Consider the following 26,228-nt stretch of genomic DNA (forward strand, 5'->3'; position numbering starts at 1 on the left):
AAGTATAGAGAGGCGCCTACCGTTGGTCAATTGCCTTTCATGGTCAATTTTGACGAATTCCGCTAAACTTTCCGGCCCTGCTGGACGAACCTCCCATCATGCGCGTCGCTGACTTTACTTTCGAACTCCCCGATTCCCTGATCGCTCGCCATCCGCTGGCCGAGCGTCGCCACAGCCGCCTGCTGACCCTCGATGGGCCCAGCGGGGCCCTGGCGCATCGTCAATTCACCGATCTGCTCGAGTATCTGCGCCCGGGCGACCTGATGGTGTTCAACAACACCCGGGTCATCCCGGCCCGGCTGTTCGGCCAGAAGGCTTCCGGCGGCAAGCTGGAAATCCTCGTGGAGCGGGTGCTCGACAGTCATCGCGTGCTGGCCCACGTGCGCTCCAGCAAGTCGCCCAAGCCCGGCTCGAAGATCCTGATCGACGGTGGTGGCGAGGCCGAGATGCTGGCCCGGCACGATGCGCTGTTCGAACTGGGCTTCGCCGAGGAGGTGCTGCCGCTGCTGGAGCGTGTCGGCCACATGCCGTTGCCTCCTTATATAGACCGTCCTGACGAGGGCGCCGACCGCGAGCGCTACCAGACGGTCTACGCCGAGCGCCTGGGTGCCGTCGCCGCACCGACCGCCGGCCTGCATTTCGACCAGCCCCTGCTGGAGGCGATCGCCGCCAAGGGCGTCGAAACCGCGTTCGTCACCCTGCACGTCGGTGCCGGCACTTTCCAGCCGGTGCGCGTGGAGCGTATCGAAGACCACCACATGCACAGCGAATGGCTGGAAGTCGGCCAGGACGTGGTGGATGCCGTGGCCGCCTGTCGTGCTCGCGGTGGCCGGGTGGTCGCCGTGGGCACCACCAGCGTGCGTTCGCTGGAGAGCGCGGCCCGCGATGGTGTGCTCAAGCCGTTCAGTGGTGATACCGACATCTTCATTTTCCCGGGCCGGCCGTTCCATGTGGTCGATGCCCTGGTCACCAACTTCCACCTGCCCGAATCCACGCTGCTGATGCTGGTTTCGGCCTTCGCCGGTTACCCGGAAACCATGGCCGCCTACCAGGCCGCCGTGGACAACGGTTACCGCTTCTTCAGTTACGGTGATGCGATGTTCATCACCCGCAACCCCGCGCCGACCGGACCCCAGGCATCGGCACCCGAGGATCAAGCATGAGTCGCACCTGTCGTATGTCGTTCGAGTTGCTGGCCACCGATGGCAAGGCCCGTCGCGGTCGCCTGACGTTCCCGCGCGGCACCGTCGAGACCCCGGCGTTCATGCCGGTGGGCACCTACGGCACGGTCAAGGGCATGCTGCCACGGGACATCGTTGCCACCGGCGCCGAGATCATCCTCGGCAACACCTTCCACCTGTGGCTGCGCCCGGGTACCGAGGTGATCAAGGAACACGGCGACCTGCACGACTTCATGCAGTGGAAAGGCCCGATCCTCACCGACTCGGGTGGTTTCCAGGTCTTCAGCCTGGGCGCCATGCGCAAGATCAAGGAGGAGGGCGTGACCTTCGCTTCGCCGGTCGACGGCGCCAAGGTGTTCATGGGCCCGGAAGAGTCGATGCAGGTGCAGCGCGACCTGGGCTCGGACATCGTGATGATCTTCGACGAGTGCACGCCGTATCCGGCCGATGAAGACGTCGCGCGGGTGTCGATGGAGCTGTCGCTGCGCTGGGCCCAGCGTTCGAAGAACGCCCATGGTGACAACACCGCCGCGCTGTTCGGCATCGTCCAGGGTGGCATGCACGAGAACCTGCGCATGCGTTCCCTCGAGGGCCTGGAGAAAATCGGCTTCGACGGCCTGGCCATTGGCGGCCTGTCGGTGGGCGAGCCCAAGCACGAGATGATCAAGGTGCTGGACTACCTGCCAGGGCGCATGCCGGCTGACAAACCTCGTTACCTTATGGGCGTTGGCAAGCCGGAAGATCTGGTGGAGGGTGTGCGCCGCGGGGTGGACATGTTCGATTGCGTGATGCCAACCCGTAATGCCCGCAATGGGCATCTGTTCATCGACACCGGTGTGCTGAAGATCCGCAATGCGTTCCATCGCCATGATGATTCGCCACTGGATCCGACCTGCGACTGCTACACCTGCCAGAACTTCTCCCGTGCTTATCTGCATCATTTGGACAAGTGCGGCGAAATGCTCGGGAGTATGTTGAATACCATCCACAACTTGCGGCATTACCAGCGCCTGATGGCTGGTTTGCGCGAGGCTATTCAACAGGGTACATTGGCCGCCTTTGTCGATGCCTTCTATGCCAAGCGCGGGCTTCCCGTGCCGCCCTTGGACTGACTTTTCAGAATCGTATTCTCGTAACTGGAGTGTTAAATGAGCTTTTTCATCTCTAACGCGTTCGCCGACGGCGCGGCCCCTGCTGCTGCGGCCGGTCCTGCGGGCGGCTTCGAGTGGATCTTCCTGGTCGGCTTCCTGGTCATCTTCTACCTGATGATCTGGCGCCCACAGGCCAAGCGTGCCAAGGAGCAGAAGAACCTGCTGGGCAGCCTGGCCAAGGGTGACGAAGTGGTGACCACCGGTGGTATCGCCGGCAAGATCGTCAAGGTGACCGACGAGTTCGTGGTACTGGAGATTTCCGATACCGTCGAAATGAAGTTCCAGAAGGGTGCCGTTGCGGCCACCCTGCCTAAAGGCACACTGAAAGCGATCTGAGTTTCAATATTCAACAATCGACGGGGCGCGCAAGGCGCCCCGCGTCATAAGCGGGCGGCGTGATGCTGAACAAATACCCTCTGTGGAAATACGTACTGATCGTGGTGGTGCTGGCGATCGGTTTTATTTATTCCGCTCCCAATCTCTACCCTGACGATGCGGCCATCCAGGTCAGCGGTGCCAGCACGGCGCTGCAGGTCAACCAGGCCGATCTGGACCGGGCGAGCAAGGCGCTCACCGATGCCGGCATCAGCGTCAAGGCCGCGACCCTGGCCGCCAACGGCAAGGATGGCCTGCTGCGCCTGAGCAAGCAGGAAGACCAACTGCCCGCCAAGGATGTAGTGCGCAAGGCGCTCGGCGACGATTACGTAGTGGCCCTCAACCTGGCACAGACCACCCCGCAATGGCTGCGTAACCTCGGTGCGCACCCGATGAAGCTGGGCCTGGACCTGTCCGGTGGTGTGCACTTCCTGCTGGAAGTGGACATGGACAAGGCCGTCGATGCCCGCCTGAAAGTCTACGAAGGCGACGTCAAGAGCCTGCTGCGCAAGGAGCGTGTGCGTTATCGCAGCCTGCCGCAGCTCAATGGCGCCATCCAGCTGGGCTTCACCGACAACGATACCCGCGAGCAGGCTCGTGCCCTGATTCGCAAGAGCTTCAACGATTTCGACATTGTTCCAGCCGACCTGAATGGCCAGCCGGTACTGCGTCTGGCGATGACCCCGGCCAAGCTGGCGGAAATTCGCGAATACTCCATCAAGCAGAACCTGACCACGGTACGTAACCGCGTCAACGAGCTGGGTGTAGCCGAGCCGCTGGTGCAGCGCCAGGGTGCCAACCGCATCGTGGTCGAGCTGCCGGGCGTGCAGGACACCGCGGAAGCCAAGCGGATCCTCGGCAAGACCGCCAGCCTCGAGTTCCGCCTGGCCGCCGAGCCGGGTGCGTCGAAGGCGACCTCCGAAGAATTCGAGTTCCGTGAGGGCAAGCGCCCGCCTGCGCTGATCGAGCGTGGCCTGATCATCACCGGTGACCAGGTGACCGATGCCAAGGCCGGTTTCGGCGAGCACGGCAGCCCGGAAGTGAACATCCGCCTGGACGGCCATGGTGGTGAGCTGATGAGCCGTGCCACGCGCACCAACGTCGGTCGCCAGATGGCGGTGATCTTCATCGAGCAGCGTCCGGTCACCACCTACACCAAGCAGGTGGTCAACGGCGTCGAGAAGGAAGTCGCGGTACAGAGCTTCAAGGAAGACAAGAAGATCATCAGCCTGGCGACCATCCAGTCGCCGCTGGGTTCGCAGTTCCGCATCACCGGCCTGAACGGCCAGGGTGAATCGTCCGAGCTGGCCCTGCTGCTGCGTGCCGGTGGCCTGGCCGCGCCGATGTACTTCGCTGAAGAACGTACCATTGGCCCGAGCCTGGGTGCCGACAACATCACCAAGGGTATCGATGCGTCGCTGTGGGGCATGCTGTTCGTCTCGCTGTTCATCATCGCGATCTACCGCTTCTTCGGCATCATCGCCACCGTGGCCCTGGCCTTCAACATGGTCGTGCTGCTGGCGCTGATGTCCCTGCTGGGGGCGACGCTGACCCTGCCGGGTATTGCCGGTATCGTGCTGACCATGGGCATGGCGGTCGACGCCAACGTGCTGATCTTCTCGCGGATCCGTGAAGAGATCGCGGCGGGCATGAGTGTTCAGCGGGCGATCAACGAAGGTTTCAACCGTGCCTACACGGCGATCGTCGACGCCAACCTGACCAGCCTGCTGGTGGGTGGCATCCTGTTCGCCATGGGGACCGGTCCGGTCAAGGGCTTCGCGGTAACCATGTCCCTCGGGATCTTTACCTCGATGTTCACGGCCATCATGGTGACCCGCGCGATGGTCAACCTGATCTTCGGCGGTCGTGACTTCAAGAAGTTGTGGATTTAAGGGGCTGCCATGTTACGTACTATCAACTTCATGGGCGTCCGCAACGTTGCGTTCGGCGTCACTGTGCTCCTCACTCTCGTGGCGCTGTTCAGTTGGTTCCACAAGGGCCTGAACTACGGTCTGGACTTTACCGGCGGTACGCTCATCGAGCTGACCTACGAACGTCCGGCGGACGTGACCAAGGTTCGCGCGCAACTGAGCGACGCCGGCTATCACGAGGCGATCGTGCAGAGCTTCGGCGCCACTACCGACCTGCTGGTGCGCATGCCGGGTGAAGACCCGCAACTGGGCCATCAGGTGGCGGATGCGCTGCAGAAGGTCGGCGGCGAAAACCCGGCACAGGTCAAGCGCGTCGAGTTCGTCGGCCCGCAGGTCGGTGAGGAACTGCGCGATCAGGGCGGCCTCGGCATGCTGATGGCGCTGGGCGGCATCCTGATCTACCTGGCCTTCCGCTTCCAGTGGAAGTTCGCGGTCGGTGCCATCGTCTCGCTGGTGCACGACGTGGTGGTGACGGTGGGTATCCTGTCGTTCTTCCAGATCACCTTCGACCTGACGGTGCTGGCGGCGGTGCTGGCGATCATCGGCTACTCGCTCAACGACACCATCGTGGTATTCGACCGGGTTCGCGAGAACTTCCGGGTGCTGCGCAAGGCCAGCCTGATCGAGAACATCAACATCTCGACCACCCAGACCCTGCTGCGCACCATGGCGACCTCGATCTCCACCCTGTTGGCGATCGCGGCGCTGCTGTTCTTCGGTGGCGACAACCTGCACGGTTTCTCCGTGGCGCTGTTCGTCGGTGTCCTGGCGGGTACCTACTCGTCGATCTACATCGCCAACGTGGTGCTGATCTGGCTGAACCTGAGCAGCGAGGACCTGATTCCTCCTGCCAACACCCAGAAGGAAATCGACGACCGTCCTTGACGACCGTCCATCCTCCGGCTGTCACCCTCAAAGGCGCGAGTGTTGAACTCGCGCCTTTTTTCATACTCCAAGGCTAGGAGAGAGGCGGAAAGATTCCGCTTGTGATGGTCAGGAGGTTCACGTGAACAAGTCGTTGCTGGTGGGTGCGGTATTGGGTGCTGTCGGTGTCACCGCCGGAGGTGCTGTTGCGACCTACAGCATGGTGAAGAGCGGCCCTGAGTATGCGCAAGTGTTGGCGGTCGAGCCGGTGAAAACCCAGGTCAAGACGCCGCGCGAAGTCTGCAAGGATGTCGCTGTGACCCGGCAGAAGCCGGTGCAGGACGAGCACCGCCTGGCCGGCACCGCGATCGGTGCTGTCGGTGGTGGCCTGCTCGGCAGCCTGGTCGGTAATGGCCGTGGCAAGACCCTGGCGACCGTAGTCGGCGCCGTGGGCGGTGGTTATGCGGGGAACAAGGTGCAGGAGGGCATGCAGGAGCGTGACACCTACACCACGACCCAGACCCGCTGCAACACGGTCAACGATATCAGTGACAAGGTGGTCGGCTACGACGTGCGTTACCAGCTCGACGGCAAGGAAGGTCGGGTGCGCATGGATCGTGATCCCGGCAACCAGATCCCGGTGGACAAGGAAGGTCGCCTGATCCTGAGCCAGGCGCCAGCGCAGCCGGGCCAGTAATCGCAGGCACAAAAAAAGCACCCCTCGGGGTGCTTTTTTCGTTCTGGCGTCTTAGCGTTTCAGCGAAGCCGGCAGGTGTGGCTGGATGGCTGTCAGTACAGCCTTGAAGCACTTGGTGTTGCCGGCAACGATGTGGCCTTTCTCGAGGAAGTCGTGACCGCCGGTGAAGTCGCTCACCAGGCCGCCCGCTTCCTGGATCAGCAGGGCGCCAGCGGCCATGTCCCACTCGGACAGGCCCGACTCCCAGAAGGCGTCGAAACGACCGGCGGCCACGTAGGCCAGGTCCAGGGCGGCGGAGCCGGCGCGGCGGATGCCGGCGGTCTGGCCAACCAGGGCGCGGAACATGCCCAGGTAGTTGTCCAGGTTGTCCATCTGGTCGTCACGGAACGGGAAGCCGGTACCCAGCAGGGCGCCGTCGAGGCTGGTGCGTGGGCTGACGCGCAGGCGGCGGCCGTTCAGCTGGGCGCCGCGGCCACGGCTGGCGGTGAATTCTTCCTGGCGAACCGGGTCGAGAACAACGGCGTGCTCCAGGCGACCACGGTATTTGCAGGCGATGCTGACCGAGAAGTGGGGAATGCCGCGCAGGAAGTTGGTGGTGCCATCGAGTGGGTCGATGATCCACAGGTAGTCTTCGCCTTCGCCGCTGCCAGCGTGGAAGCCGGTTTCTTCGCCGCGGATGGCGTGGGTTGGGTACGCCTTGCGCAGGGCGTCGATGATTTTCTGCTCGGCGGCACGATCGACCTCGGACACGTAGTCCTTGGCGTCTTTTTCGTCGACCTTGATGGTATCCAGGCGCTCGATGGAGCGGAAGATCAATTCACTGGCGGCGCGGGCGGCGCGCAGCGCGATATTCAGCATGGGCTGCATGGACATTTCACCTAGAGTGTTAAAGAAAGCCGAACATTCTAACAGAAAAGTCTTGCGGGTGAAGGATGACATTCGGTTTCGTGGCGCAAACCCGAGTGCTTCTGTAAGATTTGCTCCCCTTTGCCCTGTCCGAGAGCGGTTTGTCGTGCTGCAAAATATTCGTATCGTCCTGGTCAACACCAGCCATCCGGGCAATATCGGCGGGGCTGCGCGAGCCATGAAGAACATGGGGCTGTCGCGCCTGGTGCTGGTCGAGCCGCGGGTTTTTCCTTCCGCGGAAGCCGACGCACGGGCCTCCGGGGCCACCGATATCCTTGAAAACGCCGAAGTCGTCGCCACCTTGGAGCAGGCGTTGGCCGGTTGCACCCTGGTGCTGGGCACCAGTGCCCGGGATCGCAGCCTGCCGTGGCCGATGCTGGAGCCGCGCGAGTGCGGGGTGAAGGTGGTCGAGGAGGCCGGGCAGGGGGCGCAGATCGCCCTGGTGTTCGGTCGTGAGGATTCCGGCCTGACCAATGACGAGCTGCAGCGATGTCACTACCACGTGCATATCCCGTCGGATCCCGGCTTCAGCTCGTTGAACCTGGCGGCCGCGGTGCAGGTGCTGAGTTATGAGGTGCGCATGGCCTGGCTGGCGCTGGAAGGCCAGCCGCACAAGGCCGGGAAGGAGGAGGCGGGCGAGGAGCTGGTCACCATGGATGAGCTGGAGCGCTTCTATGAGCATCTGGAGCAGACCCTGGTGGCTATCGGGTTCCTCGATCCGCAGAAGCCCCGGCACCTGATGGCGCGCCTGCGCCGGCTGTATGGCCGCAGCTCGGTCAGTCGAGTGGAAATGAATATTTTGCGTGGCATCCTCACGGAAACCCAGAAAGCGGCCCGTGGTGAGCTCCTCAAGCGGAAGGAATGATGATGTTCGAGCGTTTGCGTGAAGATATCCAGAGCGTGTTCCATCGTGACCCGGCGGCACGCAATGCCTTTGAGGTGCTGACCTGCTACCCGGGCATGCATGCCATCTGGCTGCACCGCCTGAGTCATGGCCTGTGGGTGCGCAACTGGAAGTTGTTGGCGCGGGTGGTGTCGAACTTCGGTCGCTGGCTGACCGGTATCGAGATTCATCCCGGGGCCAAGGTCGGGCGGCGCTTCTTCATCGATCATGGCATGGGTATCGTGATCGGTGAAACCGCCGAGATTGGCAATGACGTGACCATCTACCAGGGCGTGACCCTGGGGGGTACCAGCTGGAACAAGGGCAAGCGCCATCCGACGCTGGAAGATGGCGTGGTGGTGGGGGCTGGCGCCAAGGTGCTGGGGCCGTTCACGGTCGGTGCCGGGGCGAAGGTCGGTTCCAATGCGGTGGTGACCAAGGCTGTGCCGCCGGGCGCCACGGTGGTCGGCATTCCCGGGCGCATCATCATGAAGTCCGACGACGAGCAGGAGGCCAAGCGCAAGGCGATGGCCGAGAAGCTCGGTTTCGATGCCTACGGTGTCAGTGGTGACATGCCGGATCCGGTGGCGCGGGCTATCGGGCAGATGCTCGATCACCTGCAGGCGGTCGATGGGCGTCTGGAGGGGATGTGCGGCGCGCTGAAGGACCTGGGCAGCAACTACTGCGCCAAGGACCTCCCTGAGTTGCATTGCGAAGGCTTTGCCGAGGTGAAAGCCGAAGACGAGGCCAAGGCCGGCTGATTTGTATCGGGCTCCCGGGCCCATTCGCGGGCAAGCCCCGCTCCTGCAGGGATCAGCCCTTGTATGGCTGGCCCTTGTAGGCGCGAGGCTTGCCCGCGAAGCTTTAAAAAGACCGGCGAGAAAGCCATCGGTCTAGCGCGATGCCATTACGCGCGGACTTTGCTATCATACGCGCGCTCTTTTACGGGTAAACCTGACTAAAGTACTAGGTCTTATAGTTGACTTAAATACTCGGGAATCGCATACTCGTACCCATTCCGTAACTCCGTGGTAATTGTCCATGCGACTGACTACAAAAGGCCGATACGCCGTGACCGCCATGCTTGACCTGGCGTTGCACGCGCAACACGGGCCGGTGTCCCTGGCCGATATCTCCGAGCGCCAAGGCATCTCCCTGTCCTACCTCGAACAGCTGTTCGCCAAGCTGCGCCGCAGCAACCTGGTTTCCAGTGTTCGTGGTCCAGGTGGCGGCTATCAGCTGTCGCGTGACATGCAGGGGATCCAGGTCGCCCAGGTGATCGATGCAGTGAATGAATCGGTCGATGCCACCAAATGCCAGGGGCTGGGTGATTGCCATTCCGGCGACACCTGCCTGACCCACCACCTGTGGTGCGACCTCAGCCTGCAGATCCACGAGTTTCTCAGTGGCATCAGCCTGGCCGACCTTGTCACTCGCCGTGAAGTGCAAGAGGTTGCCCTGCGTCAGGACCAGCGCCGCTGTAATGGCAAGGCGCCGCGCCTGGATAAGATCGAAGCGTCCGCCGTCGAATGACAGCCAAAGAGCCAGCGGTGCGCCAGCCAGCCTGATTTAGGAGAAAGTCCATGAAATTGCCGATTTACCTTGATTACTCAGCGACCACTCCGGTTGATCCGCGTGTCGCGCAAAAGATGAGTGAATGCCTGCTGGTCGACGGGAACTTCGGTAACCCGGCCTCGCGTTCCCACGTGTTCGGCTGGAAAGCCGAGGAGTCCGTGGAGAATGCCCGCCGCCAGGTCGCCGACCTGGTCAACGCCGACCCGCGTGAAATCGTCTGGACTTCCGGTGCCACCGAGTCCGACAACCTGGCGATCAAGGGTGTTGCGCATTTCTACCACACCAAGGGCAAGCACCTGATCACCAGCAAGATCGAGCACAAGGCGGTTCTCGACACCACGCGCCAGCTGGAACGTGAAGGTTTCGAGGTCACCTACATCGAGCCAGGTGAAGACGGCCTGATCACGCCGGCCATGGTTGAAGCCGCGCTGCGTGAAGACACCATCCTGGTGTCGGTGATGCACGTGAACAACGAAATCGGTACCGTCAACGACATCGCCGCGATTGGCGAGCTGACCCGCTCGCGCGGCGTGCTGTTCCACGTTGACGCTGCCCAGTCGACCGGCAAGGTCGAGATCGACCTGCAGAAGCTCAAGGTCGACCTGATGTCCTTCTCCGCCCACAAGACCTACGGTCCCAAAGGCATCGGCGCGCTGTACGTCAGCCGCAAGCCGCGTGTACGCCTGGAAGCCACCATGCACGGTGGCGGTCACGAGCGCGGCATGCGTTCCGGTACCCTGGCGACCCACCAGATCGTCGGCATGGGTGAAGCCTTCCGCGTGGCCAAGGAAGACATGGCTGCCGAGAACGTGCGGATCAAGGCCCTGAGCGACCGTTTCTTCAAGCAGGTCGAGCACCTGGAAGAGCTGTACGTCAACGGCAGCATGACCGCCCGCGTACCGCACAACCTGAACCTGAGCTTCAACTATGTCGAAGGCGAGTCGCTGATCATGGCGCTCAAGGACCTGGCGGTTTCCTCCGGTTCGGCCTGCACCTCGGCTTCGCTGGAACCTTCGTACGTACTGCGTGCCCTGGGCCGCAACGACGAGCTGGCGCACAGCTCGATCCGTTTCACCTTCGGCCGCTTCACCACCGAGGAAGAAATCGACTACGCCGCGCAGAAAGTCTGCGAGGCCGTGACCAAGCTGCGTGCCCTGTCGCCACTGTGGGACATGTTCAAGGATGGCGTCGATATCTCGAAGATCGAGTGGGCGGCACACTAAACAAAGAAGCCGCCACATACAGATCCTGTAGCGACGCGGCAAATGATGTCTGGCGTAGCTGCAGGGTCGAGAGCGGCCCTGATGAGTGAGGAATAAGTACCATGGCTTATAGTGAAAAGGTCATCGACCACTACGAAAACCCGCGTAACGTCGGCAAGATGAATGCCGAGGATCCGGATGTCGGTACCGGCATGGTCGGCGCCCCGGCGTGCGGTGACGTGATGCGTCTGCAGATCAAGGTCAACGAGCAGGGCATCATCGAAGACGCCAAGTTCAAGACCTACGGCTGCGGTTCGGCCATCGCCTCCAGCTCCCTGGCTACCGAGTGGATGAAGGGCAAGACTCTGGATGAAGCAGAGACCATCAAGAACACTCAGCTGGCCGAAGAACTGGCCCTGCCGCCAGTGAAGATCCACTGCTCCGTGCTCGCCGAAGACGCCATCAAGGCCGCTGTTCGCGACTACAAGCAGAAGAAAGGCCTGATCTGACCGATCCGGCGTTGAAGATTTGAGCGAAAAGCTAAGGAGTCCCCGATGGCTATCAGCATGACAGAAGCGGCTGCCCGACACGTGCGACGCTCCCTCGACGGGCGCGGCAAGGGTGAGGGTATTCGCCTGGGCGTTCGTACCACAGGCTGCTCCGGCCTTGCCTACGTGCTGGAGTTCGTCGACGAGGTGGTGGCGGAGGATCAGGTGTTCGAGAGTCACGGCGAGAAAGTGATCATCGACCCGAAAAGCCTGGCCTACCTCGATGGCACCGAGCTGGATTTCGTCAAGGAAGGGTTGAACGAAGGCTTCAAGTTCAACAACCCCAACGTGCGCGGTGAGTGTGGCTGCGGCGAAAGCTTCAACGTCTGAGGCTATTCGTGGGTACTCCTTGTCATTTCGCCTTGTTCGAGCTGCAACCTGGCTTCACGCTGGACCTCGATCAGTTGGCCGCGCGCTATCGCGAGTTGGCGCGCGCCGTTCATCCGGACCGTTTCGCCGATGCTTCCGAGCGTGAGCAGCGCCTGGCGCTCGAGCGTTCGGCCAGCCTCAACGAGGCCTACCAGACCCTCAAGAGCCCGCCCAAGCGCGCGCGCTACCTGCTGGCTATGAATGGCGGCGAGCTGCCGGTGGAAGTCACCGTGCACGATCCCGATTTCCTCATGCAGCAGATGCAGTGGCGTGAGGAGCTCGAGGACCTGCAGGACGATGCCGACCTGCCGGGCATTGCCGCCTTCAAGCGGCGCCTGAAGGCGGCCCAGGATGAGTTGAACGAAAGCTTCGCAGCTTGCTGGAACGATGCCGCGCAACGCGAACGGGCCGAGCGCCTGATGCGGCGCATGCAGTTCCTCGACAAGCTCACCTACGAAGTGCGCCAGCTAGAAGAGCGCCTCGACGATTAACCCCGTGCTGCCGCACGCCTGATATTCAGATAAGTCCAGATAACCATGGCCCTACTGCAGATCGCCGAACCAGGCCAAAGCCCACAGCCGCACCAGCGTCGTCTGGCGGTGGGGATTGACCTGGGTACCACCAATTCGCTGGTCGCTGCATTGCGCAGTGGCCTTTCCGAGCCCCTGGCCGATGCCGATGGGCAGGTGATCCTGCCGTCCGCGGTGCGCTATCACGCCGATCGCGTCGAGGTCGGGCAGTCGGCTCGTCTGGCGGCCTCCAGTGATCCGCTCAACACCGTGCTGTCGGTCAAGCGCCTGATGGGGCGTGGCCTGTCGGACGTCAAGCAGTTGGGCGAGCAACTGCCCTATCGCTTCGTCGGTGGCGAGTCGCACATGCCGTTCATCGACACTGTGCAAGGTCCCAAGAGCCCGGTGGAAGTCTCTGCCGATATCCTGCGGGTGCTGCGTCAGCGTGCCGAAGCGACCCTGGGTGGCGAGCTGGTCGGGGCGGTGATCACCGTGCCGGCCTATTTCGATGACGCCCAGCGCCAGGCGACCAAGGATGCCGCGCGTCTGGCGGGCCTGAATGTCCTGCGCCTGCTCAACGAACCGACCGCCGCGGCGGTGGCCTATGGCCTGGACCAGCACGCCGAGGGCGTGGTGGCCATCTATGACCTGGGCGGTGGCACCTTTGATATCTCCATCCTGCGCCTGACCGGCGGGGTGTTCGAGGTCCTGGCCACCGGTGGCGACAGCGCCCTGGGTGGTGATGACTTCGACCATGCGATTGCCGGCTGGATCATCGAGCAGGCCGGCTTGTCGGTTGACCTCGATCCGGGCGCGCAGCGCAGCCTGTTGCAGGCCGCTTGTGCCGCCAAGGAAGCGCTGACCGACGCTGCTGCTGTCGAGGTCGCCTACGGCGACTGGCGCGCGCAGTTGACTCGCGAAACCTTCGACGGGCTGATCGAACCGATGATCGCCCGCAGTCTCAAGGCCTGCCGCCGCGCCGTGCGCGACTCGAACGTCGAGCTGGAAGACGTGCATGCCGTGGTCATGGTCGGTGGTTCGACCCGTGTTCCGCGTGTTCGCGAAGCGGTGGCCGAGATGTTCGGGCGTCAGCCGCTGACCGAGATCGACCCGGATCAGGTGGTGGCCATTGGTGCCGCGATCCAGGCCGATACCCTGGCTGGCAACAAGCGTGACGGTGGCGAGCTGTTGCTGCTGGACGTCATCCCGCTGTCCTTGGGGCTTGAGACCATGGGCGGCCTGATGGAAAAGGTGATCCCGCGCAACACCACGATTCCCGTGGCTCGCGGCCAGGACTTCACCACTTACAAAGACGGCCAGACGGCCATGGCGATTCACGTGCTGCAAGGCGAGCGTGAATTGATCAGTGACTGCCGCTCGCTGGCGCGCTTCGAACTGCGTGGCATTCCGGCGATGGTTGCCGGCGCGGCGAAGATCCGCGTGACCTTCCAGGTCGATGCCGATGGCCTGCTCAGTGTCTCCGCCCGTGAACTGGGTTCGGGTGTCGAGGCCAGCATCCAGGTCAAGCCGTCCTACGGCCTGACCGATGGTGAAATCGCCCGGATGCTCAAGGATTCGTTCCAGTATGCCGGTGACGACAAGGTCGCCCGCGTGCTGCGCGAGCAGCAGGTCGATGCCCAGCGCCTGATCGAGGCGGTGCAGGGTGCGCTGGAAGTGGATGGCGAGCGCCTGCTCGACGCCGAGGAGCGCCTGGTCATCGAGCTGCAGGTAGAGGAACTGAGCGAACTGATAAAAGGGACCGATGGCCATGCCATCGAGCAGCAGACCAAGCGTCTGTCGCAAGTGACCGATGCCTTTGCGGCCCGCCGCCTGGATTCGACGGTGAAAGCCGCGCTGGCCGGACGCAACCTGAACGAGATTGAGGAATAACGATGCCACAGGTCATTTTCCTGCCCCATGAAAAGTTTTGCCCGGATGGCATGGTGGTCGAGGCCGAGCCCGGTACTTCCATCCTCGATCTGGCCCATGAGCATCACATCGAGATGGAAAGTGCCTGTGGTGGCGTCTGCGCCTGCACCACCTGCCACTGCATCATCCGTGAGGGCTTCGACTCGCTGGAGGAGGCCGACGAGCTGGAAGAGGATTTCCTCGATCGCGCCTGGGGGCTGGAAGCGCAGTCCCGCCTGGCTTGCCAGGCGATCGTCGGCACCGAGGACCTGACGGTCGAGATTCCCAAGTATTCGCTCAACCACGCCGCTGAAGCGCCGCACTGAGTCAAGGAACCATTCGAGGAGCGACCATGAGCCTGAAGTGGACGGATGTGCTGGAAATCGCCATCCAACTGGCTGAAAGCAAGCCGGAAATCGACCCGATTTCGGTCAATTTCGTCGATCTGCGCAAGTGGGTCATGGAGTTGCCGGAGTTCGACGACAAGCCGGAACATTGTGGCGAGAAGGTCCTGGAGGCCATCCAGGCCCACTGGATCGAAGAACGCGACTGATCCGGCGGTAAGATCAAGCAATACCCGAGTTAGGCAATACCCAAGAACCCGCGTATAATTCGCGGGTTTAATTTTTCGCAAATTATCGTTTCTGGAGTTACACCATGGCTGTTCAACGCACTTTCTCCATCATCAAGCCTGACGCTGTTGCAAAAAACGTCATCGGTGAGATCACCACCCGTTTCGAAAAAGCCGGCCTGCGCGTTGTCGCTTCGAAACTGAAGCAACTGTCCAAGGCCGAAGCCGAAGGCTTCTACGCCGAGCACAGCGCTCGTGGTTTCTTCGCTGACCTGGTTGCCTTCATGACTTCCGGTCCGGTTGTCGTCCAGGTTCTGGAAGGTGAAAACGCCATCGTTCGCAACCGCGAGCTGATGGGCGCTACCAACCCTAAAGAAGCTGCTCCAGGCACCATCCGTGCCGACTTCGCTGAATCCATCGACGCCAACGCCGTTCACGGTTCGGACTCCGAAGCCGCTGCTGCTCGCGAAATCGCTTACTTCTTCGCTGCTACTGAAGTAACCACTCGCTAAGCCACGGCTGACGAGTGAAGGTGAATCCATGACTACATCTGCTGTGAAAACCAACCTGCTGGGGCTGACCCAGCCGGAAATGGAGAAATTCTTCGACTCGATCGGGGAGAAGCGTTTCCGTGCCGGCCAGGTAATGAAGTGGATTCACCACTTTGGCGTCGACGACTTCGACGCCATGACGAACGTCAGCAAGGCCTTGCGCGAAAAGCTCAAGGCCGTTGCCGAGGTTCGCGGTCCCGAAATCGTCAGCGAGGACATTTCCAGCGACGGCACCCGCAAGTGGGTGGTGCGCGTGGCGTCCGGCAGCTGTGTCGAGACCGTCTACATTCCCCAGGGCAAGCGCGGCACCTTGTGCGTTTCGTCCCAGGCAGGCTGTGCCCTGGACTGCAGTTTCTGCTCCACCGGCAAGCAAGGCTTCAACAGCAACCTCACCGCCGCCGAAGTGATCGGCCAGGTGTGGATTGCCAATAAATCCTTTGGCAGCATTCCGGCCTCCATCGACCGCGCCATCACCAACGTGGTGATGATGGGCATGGGCGAACCGCTGCTGAACTTCGACAACGTCATCGCTGCCATGCGCCTGATGATGGACGACCTGGGCTACGGCATCTCCAAGCGCCGCGTGACCCTGTCGACCTCCGGCGTGGTACCGATGATCGACGTGCTGGCCGAGCACATCGACGTCTCCCTGGCGTTGTCGCTGCACGCCCCGAACGACGCACTGCGCAACCAGCTGGTACCGATCAACAAGAAGTACCCGCTCAAGATGCTGCTCGAGTCGTGCCGTCGCTACATGGACACCCTGGGCGAGAAACGTGTCCTGACCGTCGAGTACACCCTGCTCAAGGATGTGAACGACCAGGTCGAGCATGCGGTCGAGATGATCGAGCTGCTCAAGGACACGCCGTGCAAGATCAACCTGATCCCGTTCAACCCGTTCCCGCATTCGGGTTACGAGCGCCCGAGCAACAATGCGATCCGGCGCTTCCAGGACCTGCTGCACCAGGCCGGCTACAACGTCACGGTACGTACCACCCGTGGTGAGGACATCGATGCTGCCTGCGGGCAGTTGGTCGGGCAGGTGCTGGATCGCACCCGTCGCAGCGAACGTTATATCGCCGTGCGTGAACTGAGCGCCGATGCCGATATGCCCCGCAGCGCTTCGAGCCGAACCTGAGCTGAAGCTGAGAGAGGAACTCCATGACCCTGCGCGTAGCGCTCCCCGTACTGTTCGCCGGCCTGTTGGCCGGCTGCGTTTCGACTGGCAATGTCGATCCGATGAGTACCGGCAAGGGGCGTGATGAGGCGCGCACGGCTTATGTGCAACTGGGGATCGGTTACCTGCAGCAGGGCCAGACCGAGCAGGCGAAGATCCCGCTGAAGAAGGCCCTGGAGCTCAACAGCTCCGATGCCGACGCCAACGCCGCCCTGGCGCTGGTGTTCCAGGCCGAAATGGAATGGGACCTGGCCGACCAGCATTTTCGCAAGGCGTTGTCCTCCCGTCCGAACGATGCGCGCATTCTCAACAACTACGGTGGCTTCCTGTACGAGCGCAAGCAGTACAAGCAGGCCTATGAGCGTTTCGAGCAGGCCGCCGCGGACAGCCTGTATCCCGAGCGTTCGCGGGTCTACGAGAACCTGGGCCTGACCGCCCTGGCCCTGGGGGATCGCGAGCTGGCCCGGCAGAACATGGACAAATCCCTGCGACTCAATCGCCAGCAGCCACGTGCATTGCTGGAAATGGCTGAGTTGTCTTACGAAGACAGGCATTATGTGCCCGCGCGCGACTACTACGAGCAGTTCAGCAAGCTCAGCGAGCAGAATGCCCGTAGTCTGTTGCTCGGTATCCGCCTGGCGAAGATTTACCAAGATCGCGACACGGTCGCCAGTTACGGCCTGCAATTAAAACGACTCTATCCCGGTACGCCGGAATATCAGCAATACCTGTCGGAGCAATGATGAAAGCGGCGCATCCAGAAGTTGTAGCAGCCACTCGCGAAAATCCCGGTGAGACCCTGCGTCAGGCCCGCGAAAGCAATGGTTGGACGCTGGCCGAGGTGGCCCTGAAGCTCAACCTGACCAGCAGCTCCCTGAGCAACCTGGAGGCCGGCGCCTTCGACAAGCTGCCGGGGCATACCTTTGCCCGCGGTTACATCCGTGCCTACGCCAAGTTGCTGGGCATGGACCAGACCGTGCTGGTGCAGCAGTTCGACCTGTGCACCGGTACCGACTCACAGGGCAGTAATGTTCACGCCCTCGGTCGTATCGAGGAACCCGTGCGGGTTTCCCACACCATTTTGCGAATTGTCAGCTTGTTGCTGCTCATTGCCGTGATCGGTGGTGGCTTTGTCTGGTGGCAGGACCAGACCAGCCAGCGCACCAAGGACCAGGCGGCGATCAGCATGGAACATGTCGAAGTCGAAAGCGCCGACGGCACCACGCAGATTCATCCGATCGACGAGCCGGAAGACCAGGCTGTCGCGCAGAACCAATCCAATCCGGAGGCAGAGCCTGCCGCCCCTGCTGCTGAAGCCGCTGTTCCGGCCCCGGCTACCACCCCGGCTGCCCCTGCCGCCCAGGCCGTCGTGCCGGTGCCGCATGCGGCGCAATCGCTGGTGGTGCCACCGCAGCCGGCGCCAAGCCCGGTTTCGCCGGTGTCGCCAACTGCCCCGGTCAATGGCGCCCCGAGCGCCCCGGCCGCGACCAGCGCGCCGGTCGCTGGTGCCGGGCAGGTCCACGTGACCTTTATCGCCGATTGCTGGACCCAGGTCACCGACGGCGCTGGCAAGGTGCTGTTCAGCGGTCTCAAGCGCAAGGGCGACTCGCTCGAAGTCAGTGGCAAGCCACCGTTTGCGGTACGCCTGGGCTATGCCAAGGGCGCACAGGTCAGCTACAACGGGCAGGCGGTCGATGTCGCCCCGTTCACCAGCGGCGAGACTGCTCGCCTGAAGCTAGGTCAATAAGTCATGCACGGCGAATCACCAATCAAGCGTCGCGAATCGCGTAAAATCTGGGTCGGCTCGGTACCGGTAGGCGGCGATGCGCCTATCGCGGTGCAGAGCATGACCAACAGCGACACCAACGATGTGGCGGCCACGGTCGCCCAGATCAACCGCCTGGAAGCGGCTGGCGTCGACATCGTCCGGGTGTCCGTACCGGACATGGATGCGGCCGAAGCCTTCGGCCGGATCAAGCAGCAGGTCAAGGTACCGCTGGTTGCCGATATCCACTTCGACTACAGGATCGCGCTGCGAGTGGCCGAGCTGGGCGTGGACTGCCTGCGCATCAACCCGGGCAACATCGGTCGTGAAGACCGGGTGCGCGCGGTGGTCGATGCCGCCCGCGACCGTGGCATCCCGATCCGTATCGGCGTCAACGCCGGCTCCCTGGAAAAGGATCTGCAGAAGAAGTACGGCGAGCCGACCCCGGCAGCGCTGGTAGAGTCCGCTCTGCGCCACGTGGAGCACCTGGAGCGCCTGAACTTCCAGGACTTCAAGGTCAGCGTGAAGGCTTCCGACGTGTTCATGGCGGTGGAAGCCTACCGCCTGCTGGCCAAGGAAATCGTCCAGCCGCTGCACCTGGGCATCACCGAAGCGGGCGGTTTGCGTTCGGGTACGGTGAAATCGGCGGTCGGCCTCGGTATGCTGCTGGCCGAAGGGATTGGCGATACTATTCGCATCTCGTTGGCGGCCGACCCGGTCGAGGAAGTGAAAGTCGGCTACGACATTCTCAAGTCCCTGCACCTGCGGTCCCGTGGGATCAACTTCATCGCCTGCCCGAGCTGCTCGCGGCAGAACTTCGATGTGGTCAAGACCATGAACGAGCTGGAAGGGCGCCTGGAGGACCTGCTGGTACCGCTGGATGTCGCGGTGATCGGCTGTGTGGTGAACGGTCCCGGTGAAGCCAAGGAGGCCCATGTCGGCCTGACCGGCGGCACCCCCAACCTGATCTACATCGACGGCAAGCCGTCGCAGAAACTGACGAATGACAACCTGGTGGATGAGCTGGAAAAGCTGATCCGGCAGAAGGCGGCCGAAAAGGTCGAAGCTGACGCGGCAGTCATCGCCCGCGGCTGATCGAAGAATTTAAGGAATATCTGTGAGCAAGTCTCTGCAAGCCATTCGTGGCATGAACGACATCCTGCCCGAGCAGACGCCGCTGTGGCGTTATTTCGAGGGCACCGTCGCCCGTTTGCTGGATAACTACGGTTACAAGCAGATCCGCATGCCGATCGTCGAGTTCACCGAGCTGTTCAAGCGCTCCATCGGTGAAGTGACCGACATCGTCGAAAAAGAGATGTACACCTTCGAGGATCGCAACGGCGATTCCCTGACCCTGCGTCCGGAAGGTACCGCGGCCTGTGTCCGCGCGGTACTCGAGCATGGCATCAGCGGTGGTGGCCAGCAGCAGAAGCTCTGGTACATCGGCCCGATGTTCCGTCACGAGCGTCCGCAGAAGGGGCGTTATCGCCAGTTCCACCAGATCGGTTGCGAAGTGTTCAATATCGACGGTCCGGACATCGACGCCGAACTGATCGTGCTGACCTGGCGCCTGTGGGGCCTGCTGGGCATCCAGGACGCGGTCAAGCTGGAGCTCAACAGCCTGGGTACCAGCGAGTCCCGTGGCCGTTACCGCGAAGCGCTGGTGGAGTACCTTTCCGCGCGTTTCGAGCAGCTGGACGAAGACAGCCAGCGTCGCCTCAAGACCAACCCGCTGCGCGTGCTCGACACCAAGAATGCCGACACCCAGGCGGTGCTGGTGGACGCGCCGAAGCTGGCCGACTACCTCGACGAAGAGTCGCGCGTGCATTTCGACGGCCTCAAGGCCCGCCTCGATGCCGCCGGCATTCCGTACGTGATCAACCCCAAGCTGGTCCGGGGCCTGGACTATTACAGCAAGACCGTGTTCGAGTGGGTGACCGACAAGCTGGGCGCCCAGGGCACCGTCTGCGCCGGCGGCCGCTATGATGGCCTGGTCGAGCAGATGGGCGGCAAGCCGACCCCGGGTGTCGGTTTCGCCATGGGTATCGAGCGTCTGATCCTGCTGCTGGAAACCCTGGAGCAGGTGCCGGAAGAAATTTCCCGCCAGGTCGACGTCTACCTCTGCGCCTTCGGCGAGGCTGCCGAGCTGGCCGCGCTGGCTCTCAGCGAGAAGGTCCGCGACCAGTTGCCGAACCTGCGTTTGCAGATCAATGCCGGTGCCGGTAGCTTCAAGAGCCAGTTCAAGAAAGCTGACAAGAGTGGTGCGCTGTACGCCTTGATCCTCGGTGACGACGAATTGGCTCAGCAAGTGGTAGGTTTCAAACCCCTGCGTGGCCAGGGCGAGCAACAAAGCATTGCCTGGGATGCTCTTTCCGAGCACTTGTCCACCTGCGTCGTGCAGGGTTGAAGCTGTTAGAACAGCCGATTTAGAGAATAAGGAGTATTGGGGTGTCGAGTTCCGAAGAAGATCACGTAGCCGAGTTGAAGGAATGGTGGCAGCGCAACGGCAAACCCCTGGTCACTGGCGGCCTGCTGGCGCTGGTGGTGGTGTTCGGCTGGCAAGCCTGGCACAAGTACCAGAACAACCAGTCGCAAGGTGCCTCGGTGCTCTATCAGGAGCTGCTGGAAAGCACCCTGACGCCTGATGGCAAGCCTGATCCGGCGCGTGTGGCCGACCTGGCCGGCAAGCTCAATACCCAGTATGGCGGTAGCGCCTACGCGCAGTACGGCAGCCTGTTCGTCGCGAAGGTCGCGGTCGACACCGGCAAGCTGGACGACGCCGCCACCGAACTCAAGGGTGTGGTCGACAAACCGGTCAATAGCACCCTGGGTGAAGTCGCGCGTCAGCGCCTGGCCCAGGTCCTGGCAGCCCAGAACAAGGCCGACGAGGCGCTGAAGCTGCTCGACGGCGATACCGACAAGGCGTTCCTGGCCAGTCGTGAAGAACTCAAGGGGGACCTGCTGGTTCAACTGGGTCGTAACGATGAAGCCCATGCTGCGTACCAAAAGGCCAAGGCGGCGCTTTCCGATGAAGCGGCGGTCGGTGGCTTACAAATCAAGCTCGACGACTTGGCCAAAGGGGATGCGTGACGTGATCCGTTGGAAACATGCAGCATTGCTGGCCCTGGCCATTCTGGCCGCGGGTTGCAGCAGCAACAGCAAGAAGGAATTGCCACCGGCCGAGCTGACTTCCTTCAAGGAAGAAGTGGTTCTGCAGAAGCAGTGGAGCCGCTCCATTGGCGATGGCCAGGGCAAGATCTACAACCAGCTGGTTCCCGCGGTTGACGGCGACACCATCTACGCGGCTGATGACAGCGGCGTCGTGGTGGCCATGGACCGCATGAACGGCGACGTGAAGTGGAAGAAGGACCTGGAGCTGCCGGTATCCGGTGGCGTCGGTGTCGGCTATGGCCTGGTGATGCTGGGTACGCTCAAGGGCGAGATCATTGCCCTGGATTCCAGCAGCGGTGAAGAAAAATGGCGCGCTCGCGTCACCAGCGAGGTGCTGGCTCCGCCGGCCAGCAACGGTGACGTGGTGGTGGTCCAGACCCAGGATGACCGCGTGATCGGCCTCGATGCCTCCACCGGCAACCAGCGCTGGCTGTACGACAGCTCGCCGGCGGTACTGACCCTGCGTGGCACCGGTGCCCCGCTGGTGACCAACCACCTGGCGGTGGCTGGCCTGTCTACCGGCAAGGTCGTTGCGCTGGACACCCAGAACGGCGTGCCGGCCTGGGAAACCCGTGTGGCGATTCCACAAGGTCGTTCCGAGCTGGAGCGCGTGGTCGATATCGACGGTGGCCTGCTGTTGTCCGGCGGTACCCTGTACGTCGCCAGCTACCAGGGCCGCATGGCTGCCCTGGACCTGGAAAGCGGCCGGATCCTCTGGCAGCGTGATGCGTCCAGCTATGCTGGCGTAGCCCAGGGCTTCGGCAGCGTCTACGTTGCCCTGGCTTCGGGCACCGTCGAAGGTGTCGACGAGCGTTCCACCACCGCAATCTGGAGCAACGACTCCCTGGCACGTCGCCAGCTGTCGGCACCGGAAGTGTTCTCCAGCTACGTGGCGGTCGGCGACTTCGAAGGCTACCTGCACCTGCTGAGCCAGGTGGACGGTCGCTTCGTCGGTCGCGAGCGTATCGACAGCGACGGCCTGCGGGTTCGTCCGCTGGTGGTGGGTGACATGATTTACGTATATGGCAACAGCGGCAAGCTGGAAGCCCTGACCATCAAGTAAGGCTACTATGCTTGGGGAATCCCCGAGCGGCCTCGCCTGACGAGGTTTGCGGCGCCCAAGGGTGCCGCCCCCCCGAGCACCAGCCGCTGCCATGCAGCGGCTTTTGTATTTTCTGAAATAACGAAGTGGAGAGCCGCATGGTTCCCGTAATCGCCCTGGTGGGCCGACCGAACGTCGGCAAGTCCACCCTGTTCAACCGCCTGACCCGCAGCCGTGACGCCATCGTCGGCGACCTGTCCGGTCTGACCCGTGATCGCCAGTACGGTGAGGCAAAGTGGCAGGGGCGTTCCTACATTGTGATCGACACCGGCGGTATCTCCGGCGACGAGCATGGCATGGACGAGAAGATGGCCGAGCAGTCGCTGCTGGCCATTGAAGAAGCCGATGTCGTGCTGTTCCTGGTGGATGCCAAGGCCGGCTACACCGCTGCCGACCAGATGATCGGCGAGCACCTGCGCAAGCGCAACAAGCGTTCCTACGTGGTCGCCAACAAGATCGACAACATCGATCCGGACATGGCCCGTGCCGAGTTCAGCCCGATGGGCCTGGGTGATGCGTTGCCGATCGCCGGTGCACACGGCCGTGGCATCAACCAGATGCTGGAAATCGTTCTGGGTGACTTCCCGCGGGACGAGGCGGAGCCTGAAGAGGGCGAGGCCGAAGAGGTGGCCGAAGGCGAGGAGGCCACGCGCATTCCGGGTCCGAGCGAGAAGGATGGTATCAAGATCGCCATCATCGGTCGGCCGAACGTCGGCAAGTCGACCCTGGTCAACCGCATGCTCGGTGAAGACCGGGTGATCGTCTATGACCAGCCAGGCACCACCCGCGACAGTATCTATATCCCGTTCGAGCGCAACGAGGAGAAGTACACGCTGATCGACACCGCTGGTGTACGCAAGCGTGGCAAGATCCACGAGGAAGTCGAAAAGTTCTCCGTGGTGAAGACCCTGCAGGCGATCAAGGACGCCAACGTGGTGATCTTCGTCATGGACGCCCGCGAAGGCGTGGTCGACCACGACCTGAACCTGCTTGGCTTCGCCCTGGAGGCCGGTCGTGCGCTGGTCATCGCCCTGAACAAGTGGGACGGCATGACCCCGGGCGAGCGCGACTACGTGAAGACCGAGCTGGAACGCCGGCTGTTCTTCGTCGACTTCGCCGACATCCACTTCATCTCGGCGCTGCACGGCACTGGCGTGGGCAACCTGTACCAGTCGGTGCAGAACTCGTTCAAGTCGGCGGTGACCCGCTGGCCAACCAGCCGCCTGACCCAGATCCTCGAGGATGCGGTGTCCGAGCACGCGCCACCGATGGTCAACAACCGCCGGATCAAGCTGCGTTATGCCCACCTCGGTGGCGCCAACCCGCCGCTGATCGTGATCCACGGCAACCAGGTCGAGAAGGTGCCGAACTCGTATGTACGCTACCTGGAAAACACCTACCGCCGCGTGCTGAAGCTGGTCGGTACGCCGATTCGTATCGAGTTCAAGGGCGGTGATAACCCGTTCGAAGGCAAGAAGAACACGCTGACCGACCGCCAGGTCAACAAGAAGCGTCGCCTGATGTCGCACCACAAGAAAGCCGAGAAGAAGCGCCGCGACAAGCGCTGATCCCGGACTCTGGAAAGGGCGCCCATGGCGCCCTTTTTCATGCCTGGTGGATACGTTATCCTCGAACCCTCCCGTGCCGTGTAGAGCCGGATGTTCAGCAGGGAAAACGGCCCCATGATCACCAGCAAGTTGCCGAATGTCGGCACCACCATCTTCACCCGGATGTCCCAGCTCGCCGCGGAAACCGGTGCGCTGAACCTGTCCCAGGGCTTCCCTGACTTCGATGGCCCGCAGGCCTTGCGCGATGCGGTTGGCCGGCATGTCGCCAGCGGCCACAACCAGTATGCGCCGATGACCGGCCTGCCAGCCCTGCGCCAGCAGGTGGCGGCGAAGGTCTTCACCTGTTATGGCGTCCACGTGAATGCCGATGCCGAAGTGACCATCACACCGGGGGCGACCCAGGCGATCTTCTGTGCGATCCAGGCGGTGATCCAGCCAGGTGATGAAGTCATCGTCTTCGACCCCTGCTATGACAGCTACGAGCCCTCGGTGGAACTGGCCGGTGGGCGTTGCGTCCACGTGCAACTGGGTCTCGACGACTTTGCCATCGACTGGCAGAAACTCCAGGCTGCGCTCAGCCCGCGGACCCGGATGATCATCCTCAATACGCCACACAACCCGAGCGGTGCACTGATCAGCCATGCCGAGCTGGACCAGTTGGCAACGCTGATCGCCGACCGGGACATCTACCTGGTCAGCGACGAGGTCTATGAGCACCTGGTCTACGACGATGTGCCGCATGCCAGCGTCCTGGCCCACGAGGCGCTTTACCAGCGTGCCTTCGTCGTCAGCTCGTTCGGCAAGACCTATCACGTCACTGGCTGGAAGACCGGCTATGTGATCGCGCCGCCGGCCTTGAGTGCCGAACTGCGCAAGGTGCACCAGTACGTCAGTTTCTGTGGGGTGACCCCGCTGCAGTACGCCCTGGCCGACTACATGGAGGCGGATCCCGGGCATGTACAGCGCCTGCCGGCGTTCTACCAGCAGAAACGCGACCTGTTCTGCGACCTGCTCAGCCAGTCGCGCTTCAGTTTCAAGCGCGTGGCGGGTACCTACTTCCAACTGGTCGACTACTCGCAGATCCGTCCGGACCTGAACGATGTCGACATGGCGATGTGGATGACCCGTGAACATGGCGTGGCGGCGATCCCGGTGTCGGTGTTCTACCAGACCCCGCCCGAAGGCCAGCGACTGGTTCGCCTGTGTTTTGCCAAGCGCGAGGAGACGCTGCGTGAAGCGGCGGAAAAACTATGCGTGATCTGAGTACGTTGCCCGACCTCAAGCTGGCCCTGGTGCAGACATCCCTGGCCTGGCATGACCGCCAGGCCAACCTGGAGCATTTCGAGGTGCTGCTCGAGCAGGCCCGTGGTGCCGACCTGGTCATCCTGCCGGAGATGTTCACCACCGGTTTCTCCATGGAGTCCAAGACCCTGGCCGAGCCTGAGAATGGTCCGACCACCAAATGGTTGCGTTGCCAGGCGAAAAAGCTCGATGCGGTGATCACCGGCAGCGTGATCGTGCATGCCGCTGATGGCAGTCATCGCAACCGCCTGTTGTGGGCGCGTCCGGATGGTGAGGTCTGGCACTACGACAAGCGCCACCTGTTCCGCATGGCCGGTGAGCACAACCACTACACGCCGGGCGAACGCCAGGTGCAGTTTGAGCTCAAGGGTTGGCGGGTACGTCCGCTGATCTGCTATGACCTGCGCTTCCCGGTGTGGAGCCGGGATGCCCATGACACCGATCTGTTGCTCTATACCGCGAACTGGCCGGGGGCTCGACGCCTGCACTGGAACCGGCTGTTGCCGGCGCGGGCGATCGAGAACCTGTGCTATGTGGCGGCGGTGAACCGGGTGGGGACCGATGGCAAGGGTTTCTCGTACACCGGCGACAGCCAGGTACTGGATTTCCAGGGTGAGTCGCTGTTGGGGGCAGGGGAGGCGGACGGCGTGTTCCAGGTCAGCCTGAGTGCCGCCGAGCTGGCCGCCTACCGCGAGCGCTTTCCGGCCAACCTGGATGCCGATACCTTCGAGTTCACCTGATTCGGTGGTCGGCAGGCAGGCCCTTTCGCGGGCAAGCCACGCTCCTACAGGGCCGTGTGTACGCAAATTTTCATACACCCCACCCTCTGTAGGAGCGCGGCTTGCCCGCGAAAGGGCCCTTTGACTCGACAAAAATCCCACCCTGAAAAAAGGCCCCGAGGTTCTCACCCCGGGGCCTTTTT

Annotated in this window: 28 protein-coding genes; 27 read left to right on the top strand and 1 reads right to left on the bottom strand. The window is 62.4% G+C overall.

What is annotated here, in order from left to right; all coding sequences use genetic code 11:
* Nucleotides 1-98: 98 nt before the first annotated feature.
* The 6 genes from queA (at nt 99) to HU752_RS06265 (ending at nt 6,199) form a co-directional block, all read left to right on the top strand.
* Nucleotides 99-1,163, top strand: a complete 1,065-nt coding sequence (queA, locus tag HU752_RS06240) for a tRNA preQ1(34) S-adenosylmethionine ribosyltransferase-isomerase QueA (protein WP_186681027.1) — start codon at nt 99-101, stop codon at nt 1,161-1,163.
* Nucleotides 1,164-1,177: 14 nt separating this feature from the next.
* Nucleotides 1,178-2,293 (top strand): tRNA guanosine(34) transglycosylase Tgt, encoded by a 1,116-nt coding sequence (tgt, locus tag HU752_RS06245; RefSeq protein ID WP_186681231.1) that lies wholly within the window; start codon nt 1,178-1,180, stop codon nt 2,291-2,293.
* Between the two features lie 36 nt (nt 2,294-2,329).
* Nucleotides 2,330-2,668, top strand: a complete 339-nt coding sequence (yajC, locus tag HU752_RS06250; protein WP_186681025.1) for a preprotein translocase subunit YajC — start codon at nt 2,330-2,332, stop codon at nt 2,666-2,668.
* Between the two features lie 62 nt (nt 2,669-2,730).
* The gene (gene secD, locus HU752_RS06255; protein ID WP_186681023.1) at nt 2,731-4,599 is read left to right on the top strand and encodes a protein translocase subunit SecD; all 1,869 of its coding nucleotides are present in this window, start codon (nt 2,731-2,733) and stop codon (nt 4,597-4,599) included.
* 9 nt (nt 4,600-4,608) lie between these two features.
* Nucleotides 4,609-5,523 (top strand): protein translocase subunit SecF, encoded by a 915-nt coding sequence (secF, locus tag HU752_RS06260; RefSeq protein WP_186681022.1) that lies wholly within the window; start codon nt 4,609-4,611, stop codon nt 5,521-5,523.
* A 121-nt stretch (nt 5,524-5,644) separates the two neighbouring features.
* Nucleotides 5,645-6,199 carry a glycine zipper 2TM domain-containing protein gene (locus tag HU752_RS06265; RefSeq protein ID WP_186681020.1) on the top strand — a complete coding sequence of 185 codons (555 nt, stop codon included), beginning with the start codon at nt 5,645-5,647 and terminating at the stop codon, nt 6,197-6,199.
* Between the two features lie 51 nt (nt 6,200-6,250).
* Here HU752_RS06265 and suhB read toward each other — a convergent pair whose 3' ends face one another.
* On the bottom strand, nt 6,251-7,066 hold the full coding sequence (suhB, locus tag HU752_RS06270) for a type III secretion system regulator SuhB (protein WP_186681018.1): 816 nt from the start codon (nt 7,064-7,066) through the stop codon (nt 6,251-6,253).
* Nucleotides 7,067-7,211: 145 nt separating this feature from the next.
* Between suhB and trmJ the strand changes: the two genes are divergently transcribed.
* The 21 genes from trmJ to HU752_RS06375 all read left to right on the top strand — a co-directional run bounded on the left by trmJ (nt 7,212) and on the right by HU752_RS06375 (nt 26,046).
* Nucleotides 7,212-7,970, top strand: a complete 759-nt coding sequence (gene trmJ / locus HU752_RS06275; protein WP_186681016.1) for a tRNA (cytosine(32)/uridine(32)-2'-O)-methyltransferase TrmJ — start codon at nt 7,212-7,214, stop codon at nt 7,968-7,970.
* Nucleotides 7,971-7,972: 2 nt separating this feature from the next.
* A complete protein-coding gene (cysE, locus tag HU752_RS06280) occupies nt 7,973-8,749 on the top strand; it encodes a serine O-acetyltransferase (protein ID WP_186681014.1) in 777 nt (258 codons plus the stop codon).
* 280 nt (nt 8,750-9,029) lie between these two features.
* Nucleotides 9,030-9,521 carry a Fe-S cluster assembly transcriptional regulator IscR gene (gene iscR, locus HU752_RS06285; RefSeq protein WP_054057279.1) on the top strand — a complete coding sequence of 164 codons (492 nt, stop codon included), beginning with the start codon at nt 9,030-9,032 and terminating at the stop codon, nt 9,519-9,521.
* Nucleotides 9,522-9,571: 50 nt separating this feature from the next.
* Nucleotides 9,572-10,786: an IscS subfamily cysteine desulfurase gene (locus tag HU752_RS06290; RefSeq protein WP_186681012.1), complete on the top strand. Its 1,215-nt coding sequence runs from the start codon at nt 9,572-9,574 to the stop codon at nt 10,784-10,786.
* Between the two features lie 101 nt (nt 10,787-10,887).
* On the top strand, nt 10,888-11,274 hold the full coding sequence (gene iscU / locus HU752_RS06295; protein ID WP_007929523.1) for a Fe-S cluster assembly scaffold IscU: 387 nt from the start codon (nt 10,888-10,890) through the stop codon (nt 11,272-11,274).
* 45 nt (nt 11,275-11,319) lie between these two features.
* Nucleotides 11,320-11,643, top strand: a complete 324-nt coding sequence (gene iscA, locus HU752_RS06300; RefSeq protein ID WP_017904917.1) for an iron-sulfur cluster assembly protein IscA — start codon at nt 11,320-11,322, stop codon at nt 11,641-11,643.
* 8 nt (nt 11,644-11,651) lie between these two features.
* Nucleotides 11,652-12,173 (top strand): co-chaperone HscB, encoded by a 522-nt coding sequence (gene hscB / locus HU752_RS06305; protein WP_186681010.1) that lies wholly within the window; start codon nt 11,652-11,654, stop codon nt 12,171-12,173.
* 45 nt (nt 12,174-12,218) lie between these two features.
* Nucleotides 12,219-14,081, top strand: coding sequence for a Fe-S protein assembly chaperone HscA (gene hscA / locus HU752_RS06310; protein ID WP_186681008.1), 1,863 nt, complete (start codon nt 12,219-12,221; stop codon nt 14,079-14,081).
* Between the two features lie 2 nt (nt 14,082-14,083).
* Nucleotides 14,084-14,425: an ISC system 2Fe-2S type ferredoxin gene (gene fdx, locus HU752_RS06315; protein ID WP_186681006.1), complete on the top strand. Its 342-nt coding sequence runs from the start codon at nt 14,084-14,086 to the stop codon at nt 14,423-14,425.
* Between the two features lie 26 nt (nt 14,426-14,451).
* Nucleotides 14,452-14,652, top strand: coding sequence for a Fe-S cluster assembly protein IscX (gene iscX, locus HU752_RS06320; protein WP_186681004.1), 201 nt, complete (start codon nt 14,452-14,454; stop codon nt 14,650-14,652).
* Nucleotides 14,653-14,756: 104 nt separating this feature from the next.
* Nucleotides 14,757-15,182 (top strand): nucleoside-diphosphate kinase, encoded by a 426-nt coding sequence (ndk, locus tag HU752_RS06325; RefSeq protein WP_186681002.1) that lies wholly within the window; start codon nt 14,757-14,759, stop codon nt 15,180-15,182.
* Nucleotides 15,183-15,210: 28 nt separating this feature from the next.
* Nucleotides 15,211-16,359 carry a dual-specificity RNA methyltransferase RlmN gene (gene rlmN / locus HU752_RS06330; RefSeq protein WP_186681000.1) on the top strand — a complete coding sequence of 383 codons (1,149 nt, stop codon included), beginning with the start codon at nt 15,211-15,213 and terminating at the stop codon, nt 16,357-16,359.
* A gap of 23 nt (nt 16,360-16,382) precedes the next feature.
* Nucleotides 16,383-17,141: a type IV pilus biogenesis/stability protein PilW gene (gene pilW, locus HU752_RS06335; RefSeq protein WP_186680998.1), complete on the top strand. Its 759-nt coding sequence runs from the start codon at nt 16,383-16,385 to the stop codon at nt 17,139-17,141.
* Entirely contained in the window at nt 17,141-18,145 is a 1,005-nt protein-coding gene (locus tag HU752_RS06340) for a RodZ domain-containing protein (protein ID WP_186680996.1), read from the top strand. Before pilW ends, HU752_RS06340 begins: the two co-directional genes overlap by 1 nt.
* A gap of 3 nt (nt 18,146-18,148) precedes the next feature.
* On the top strand, nt 18,149-19,258 hold the full coding sequence (ispG, locus tag HU752_RS06345; RefSeq protein ID WP_186680994.1) for a flavodoxin-dependent (E)-4-hydroxy-3-methylbut-2-enyl-diphosphate synthase: 1,110 nt from the start codon (nt 18,149-18,151) through the stop codon (nt 19,256-19,258).
* A 22-nt stretch (nt 19,259-19,280) separates the two neighbouring features.
* Nucleotides 19,281-20,570, top strand: a complete 1,290-nt coding sequence (gene hisS, locus HU752_RS06350) for a histidine--tRNA ligase (RefSeq protein ID WP_186680992.1) — start codon at nt 19,281-19,283, stop codon at nt 20,568-20,570.
* Between the two features lie 41 nt (nt 20,571-20,611).
* A complete protein-coding gene (locus tag HU752_RS06355; protein WP_186680990.1) occupies nt 20,612-21,253 on the top strand; it encodes a tetratricopeptide repeat protein in 642 nt (213 codons plus the stop codon).
* A complete protein-coding gene (bamB, locus tag HU752_RS06360) occupies nt 21,246-22,397 on the top strand; it encodes an outer membrane protein assembly factor BamB (protein WP_186680988.1) in 1,152 nt (383 codons plus the stop codon). The genes HU752_RS06355 and bamB overlap by 8 nt, the downstream gene beginning before the upstream one ends.
* Before the next feature lie 137 nt (nt 22,398-22,534).
* Entirely contained in the window at nt 22,535-24,004 is a 1,470-nt protein-coding gene (gene der / locus HU752_RS06365; RefSeq protein WP_186680986.1) for a ribosome biogenesis GTPase Der, read from the top strand.
* Between the two features lie 114 nt (nt 24,005-24,118).
* Entirely contained in the window at nt 24,119-25,267 is a 1,149-nt protein-coding gene (locus HU752_RS06370) for a pyridoxal phosphate-dependent aminotransferase (protein ID WP_186680984.1), read from the top strand.
* Nucleotides 25,255-26,046 (top strand): amidohydrolase, encoded by a 792-nt coding sequence (locus HU752_RS06375; protein WP_186680982.1) that lies wholly within the window; start codon nt 25,255-25,257, stop codon nt 26,044-26,046. Before HU752_RS06370 ends, HU752_RS06375 begins: the two co-directional genes overlap by 13 nt.
* Nucleotides 26,047-26,228 lie beyond the last annotated feature (182 nt).

Origin of the sequence: Pseudomonas vanderleydeniana (genome assembly GCF_014268755.2) — a bacterium.
Classification (GTDB): Bacteria; Pseudomonadota; Gammaproteobacteria; order Pseudomonadales; family Pseudomonadaceae; genus Aquipseudomonas; species Aquipseudomonas vanderleydeniana.

Bases quoted from the DNA above. Each gene is read 5' to 3' on its own strand.
- queA (WP_186681027.1), top strand. From the start codon at position 99: ATGCGCGTCGCTGACTTTACTTTCGAACTCCCCGATTCCCTGATCGCT.
- tgt (WP_186681231.1), top strand. From the start codon at position 1,178: ATGTCGTTCGAGTTGCTGGCCACCGATGGCAAGGCCCGTCGCGGTCGC.
- yajC (WP_186681025.1), top strand. From the start codon at position 2,330: ATGAGCTTTTTCATCTCTAACGCGTTCGCCGACGGCGCGGCCCCTGCT.
- secD (WP_186681023.1), top strand. From the start codon at position 2,731: ATGCTGAACAAATACCCTCTGTGGAAATACGTACTGATCGTGGTGGTG.
- secF (WP_186681022.1), top strand. From the start codon at position 4,609: ATGTTACGTACTATCAACTTCATGGGCGTCCGCAACGTTGCGTTCGGC.
- suhB (WP_186681018.1), bottom strand. From the start codon at position 7,066: ATGCAGCCCATGCTGAATATCGCGCTGCGCGCCGCCCGCGCCGCCAGT.
- cysE (WP_186681014.1), top strand. From the start codon at position 7,973: ATGTTCGAGCGTTTGCGTGAAGATATCCAGAGCGTGTTCCATCGTGAC.
- iscR (WP_054057279.1), top strand. From the start codon at position 9,030: ATGCGACTGACTACAAAAGGCCGATACGCCGTGACCGCCATGCTTGAC.
- HU752_RS06290 (WP_186681012.1), top strand. From the start codon at position 9,572: ATGAAATTGCCGATTTACCTTGATTACTCAGCGACCACTCCGGTTGAT.
- iscU (WP_007929523.1), top strand. From the start codon at position 10,888: ATGGCTTATAGTGAAAAGGTCATCGACCACTACGAAAACCCGCGTAAC.
- iscA (WP_017904917.1), top strand. From the start codon at position 11,320: ATGGCTATCAGCATGACAGAAGCGGCTGCCCGACACGTGCGACGCTCC.
- hscA (WP_186681008.1), top strand. From the start codon at position 12,219: ATGGCCCTACTGCAGATCGCCGAACCAGGCCAAAGCCCACAGCCGCAC.
- fdx (WP_186681006.1), top strand. From the start codon at position 14,084: ATGCCACAGGTCATTTTCCTGCCCCATGAAAAGTTTTGCCCGGATGGC.
- iscX (WP_186681004.1), top strand. From the start codon at position 14,452: ATGAGCCTGAAGTGGACGGATGTGCTGGAAATCGCCATCCAACTGGCT.
- ndk (WP_186681002.1), top strand. From the start codon at position 14,757: ATGGCTGTTCAACGCACTTTCTCCATCATCAAGCCTGACGCTGTTGCA.
- rlmN (WP_186681000.1), top strand. From the start codon at position 15,211: ATGACTACATCTGCTGTGAAAACCAACCTGCTGGGGCTGACCCAGCCG.
- pilW (WP_186680998.1), top strand. From the start codon at position 16,383: ATGACCCTGCGCGTAGCGCTCCCCGTACTGTTCGCCGGCCTGTTGGCC.
- HU752_RS06340 (WP_186680996.1), top strand. From the start codon at position 17,141: ATGAAAGCGGCGCATCCAGAAGTTGTAGCAGCCACTCGCGAAAATCCC.
- ispG (WP_186680994.1), top strand. From the start codon at position 18,149: ATGCACGGCGAATCACCAATCAAGCGTCGCGAATCGCGTAAAATCTGG.
- bamB (WP_186680988.1), top strand. From the start codon at position 21,246: ATGCGTGACGTGATCCGTTGGAAACATGCAGCATTGCTGGCCCTGGCC.
- der (WP_186680986.1), top strand. From the start codon at position 22,535: ATGGTTCCCGTAATCGCCCTGGTGGGCCGACCGAACGTCGGCAAGTCC.
- HU752_RS06370 (WP_186680984.1), top strand. From the start codon at position 24,119: ATGATCACCAGCAAGTTGCCGAATGTCGGCACCACCATCTTCACCCGG.
- HU752_RS06375 (WP_186680982.1), top strand. From the start codon at position 25,255: ATGCGTGATCTGAGTACGTTGCCCGACCTCAAGCTGGCCCTGGTGCAG.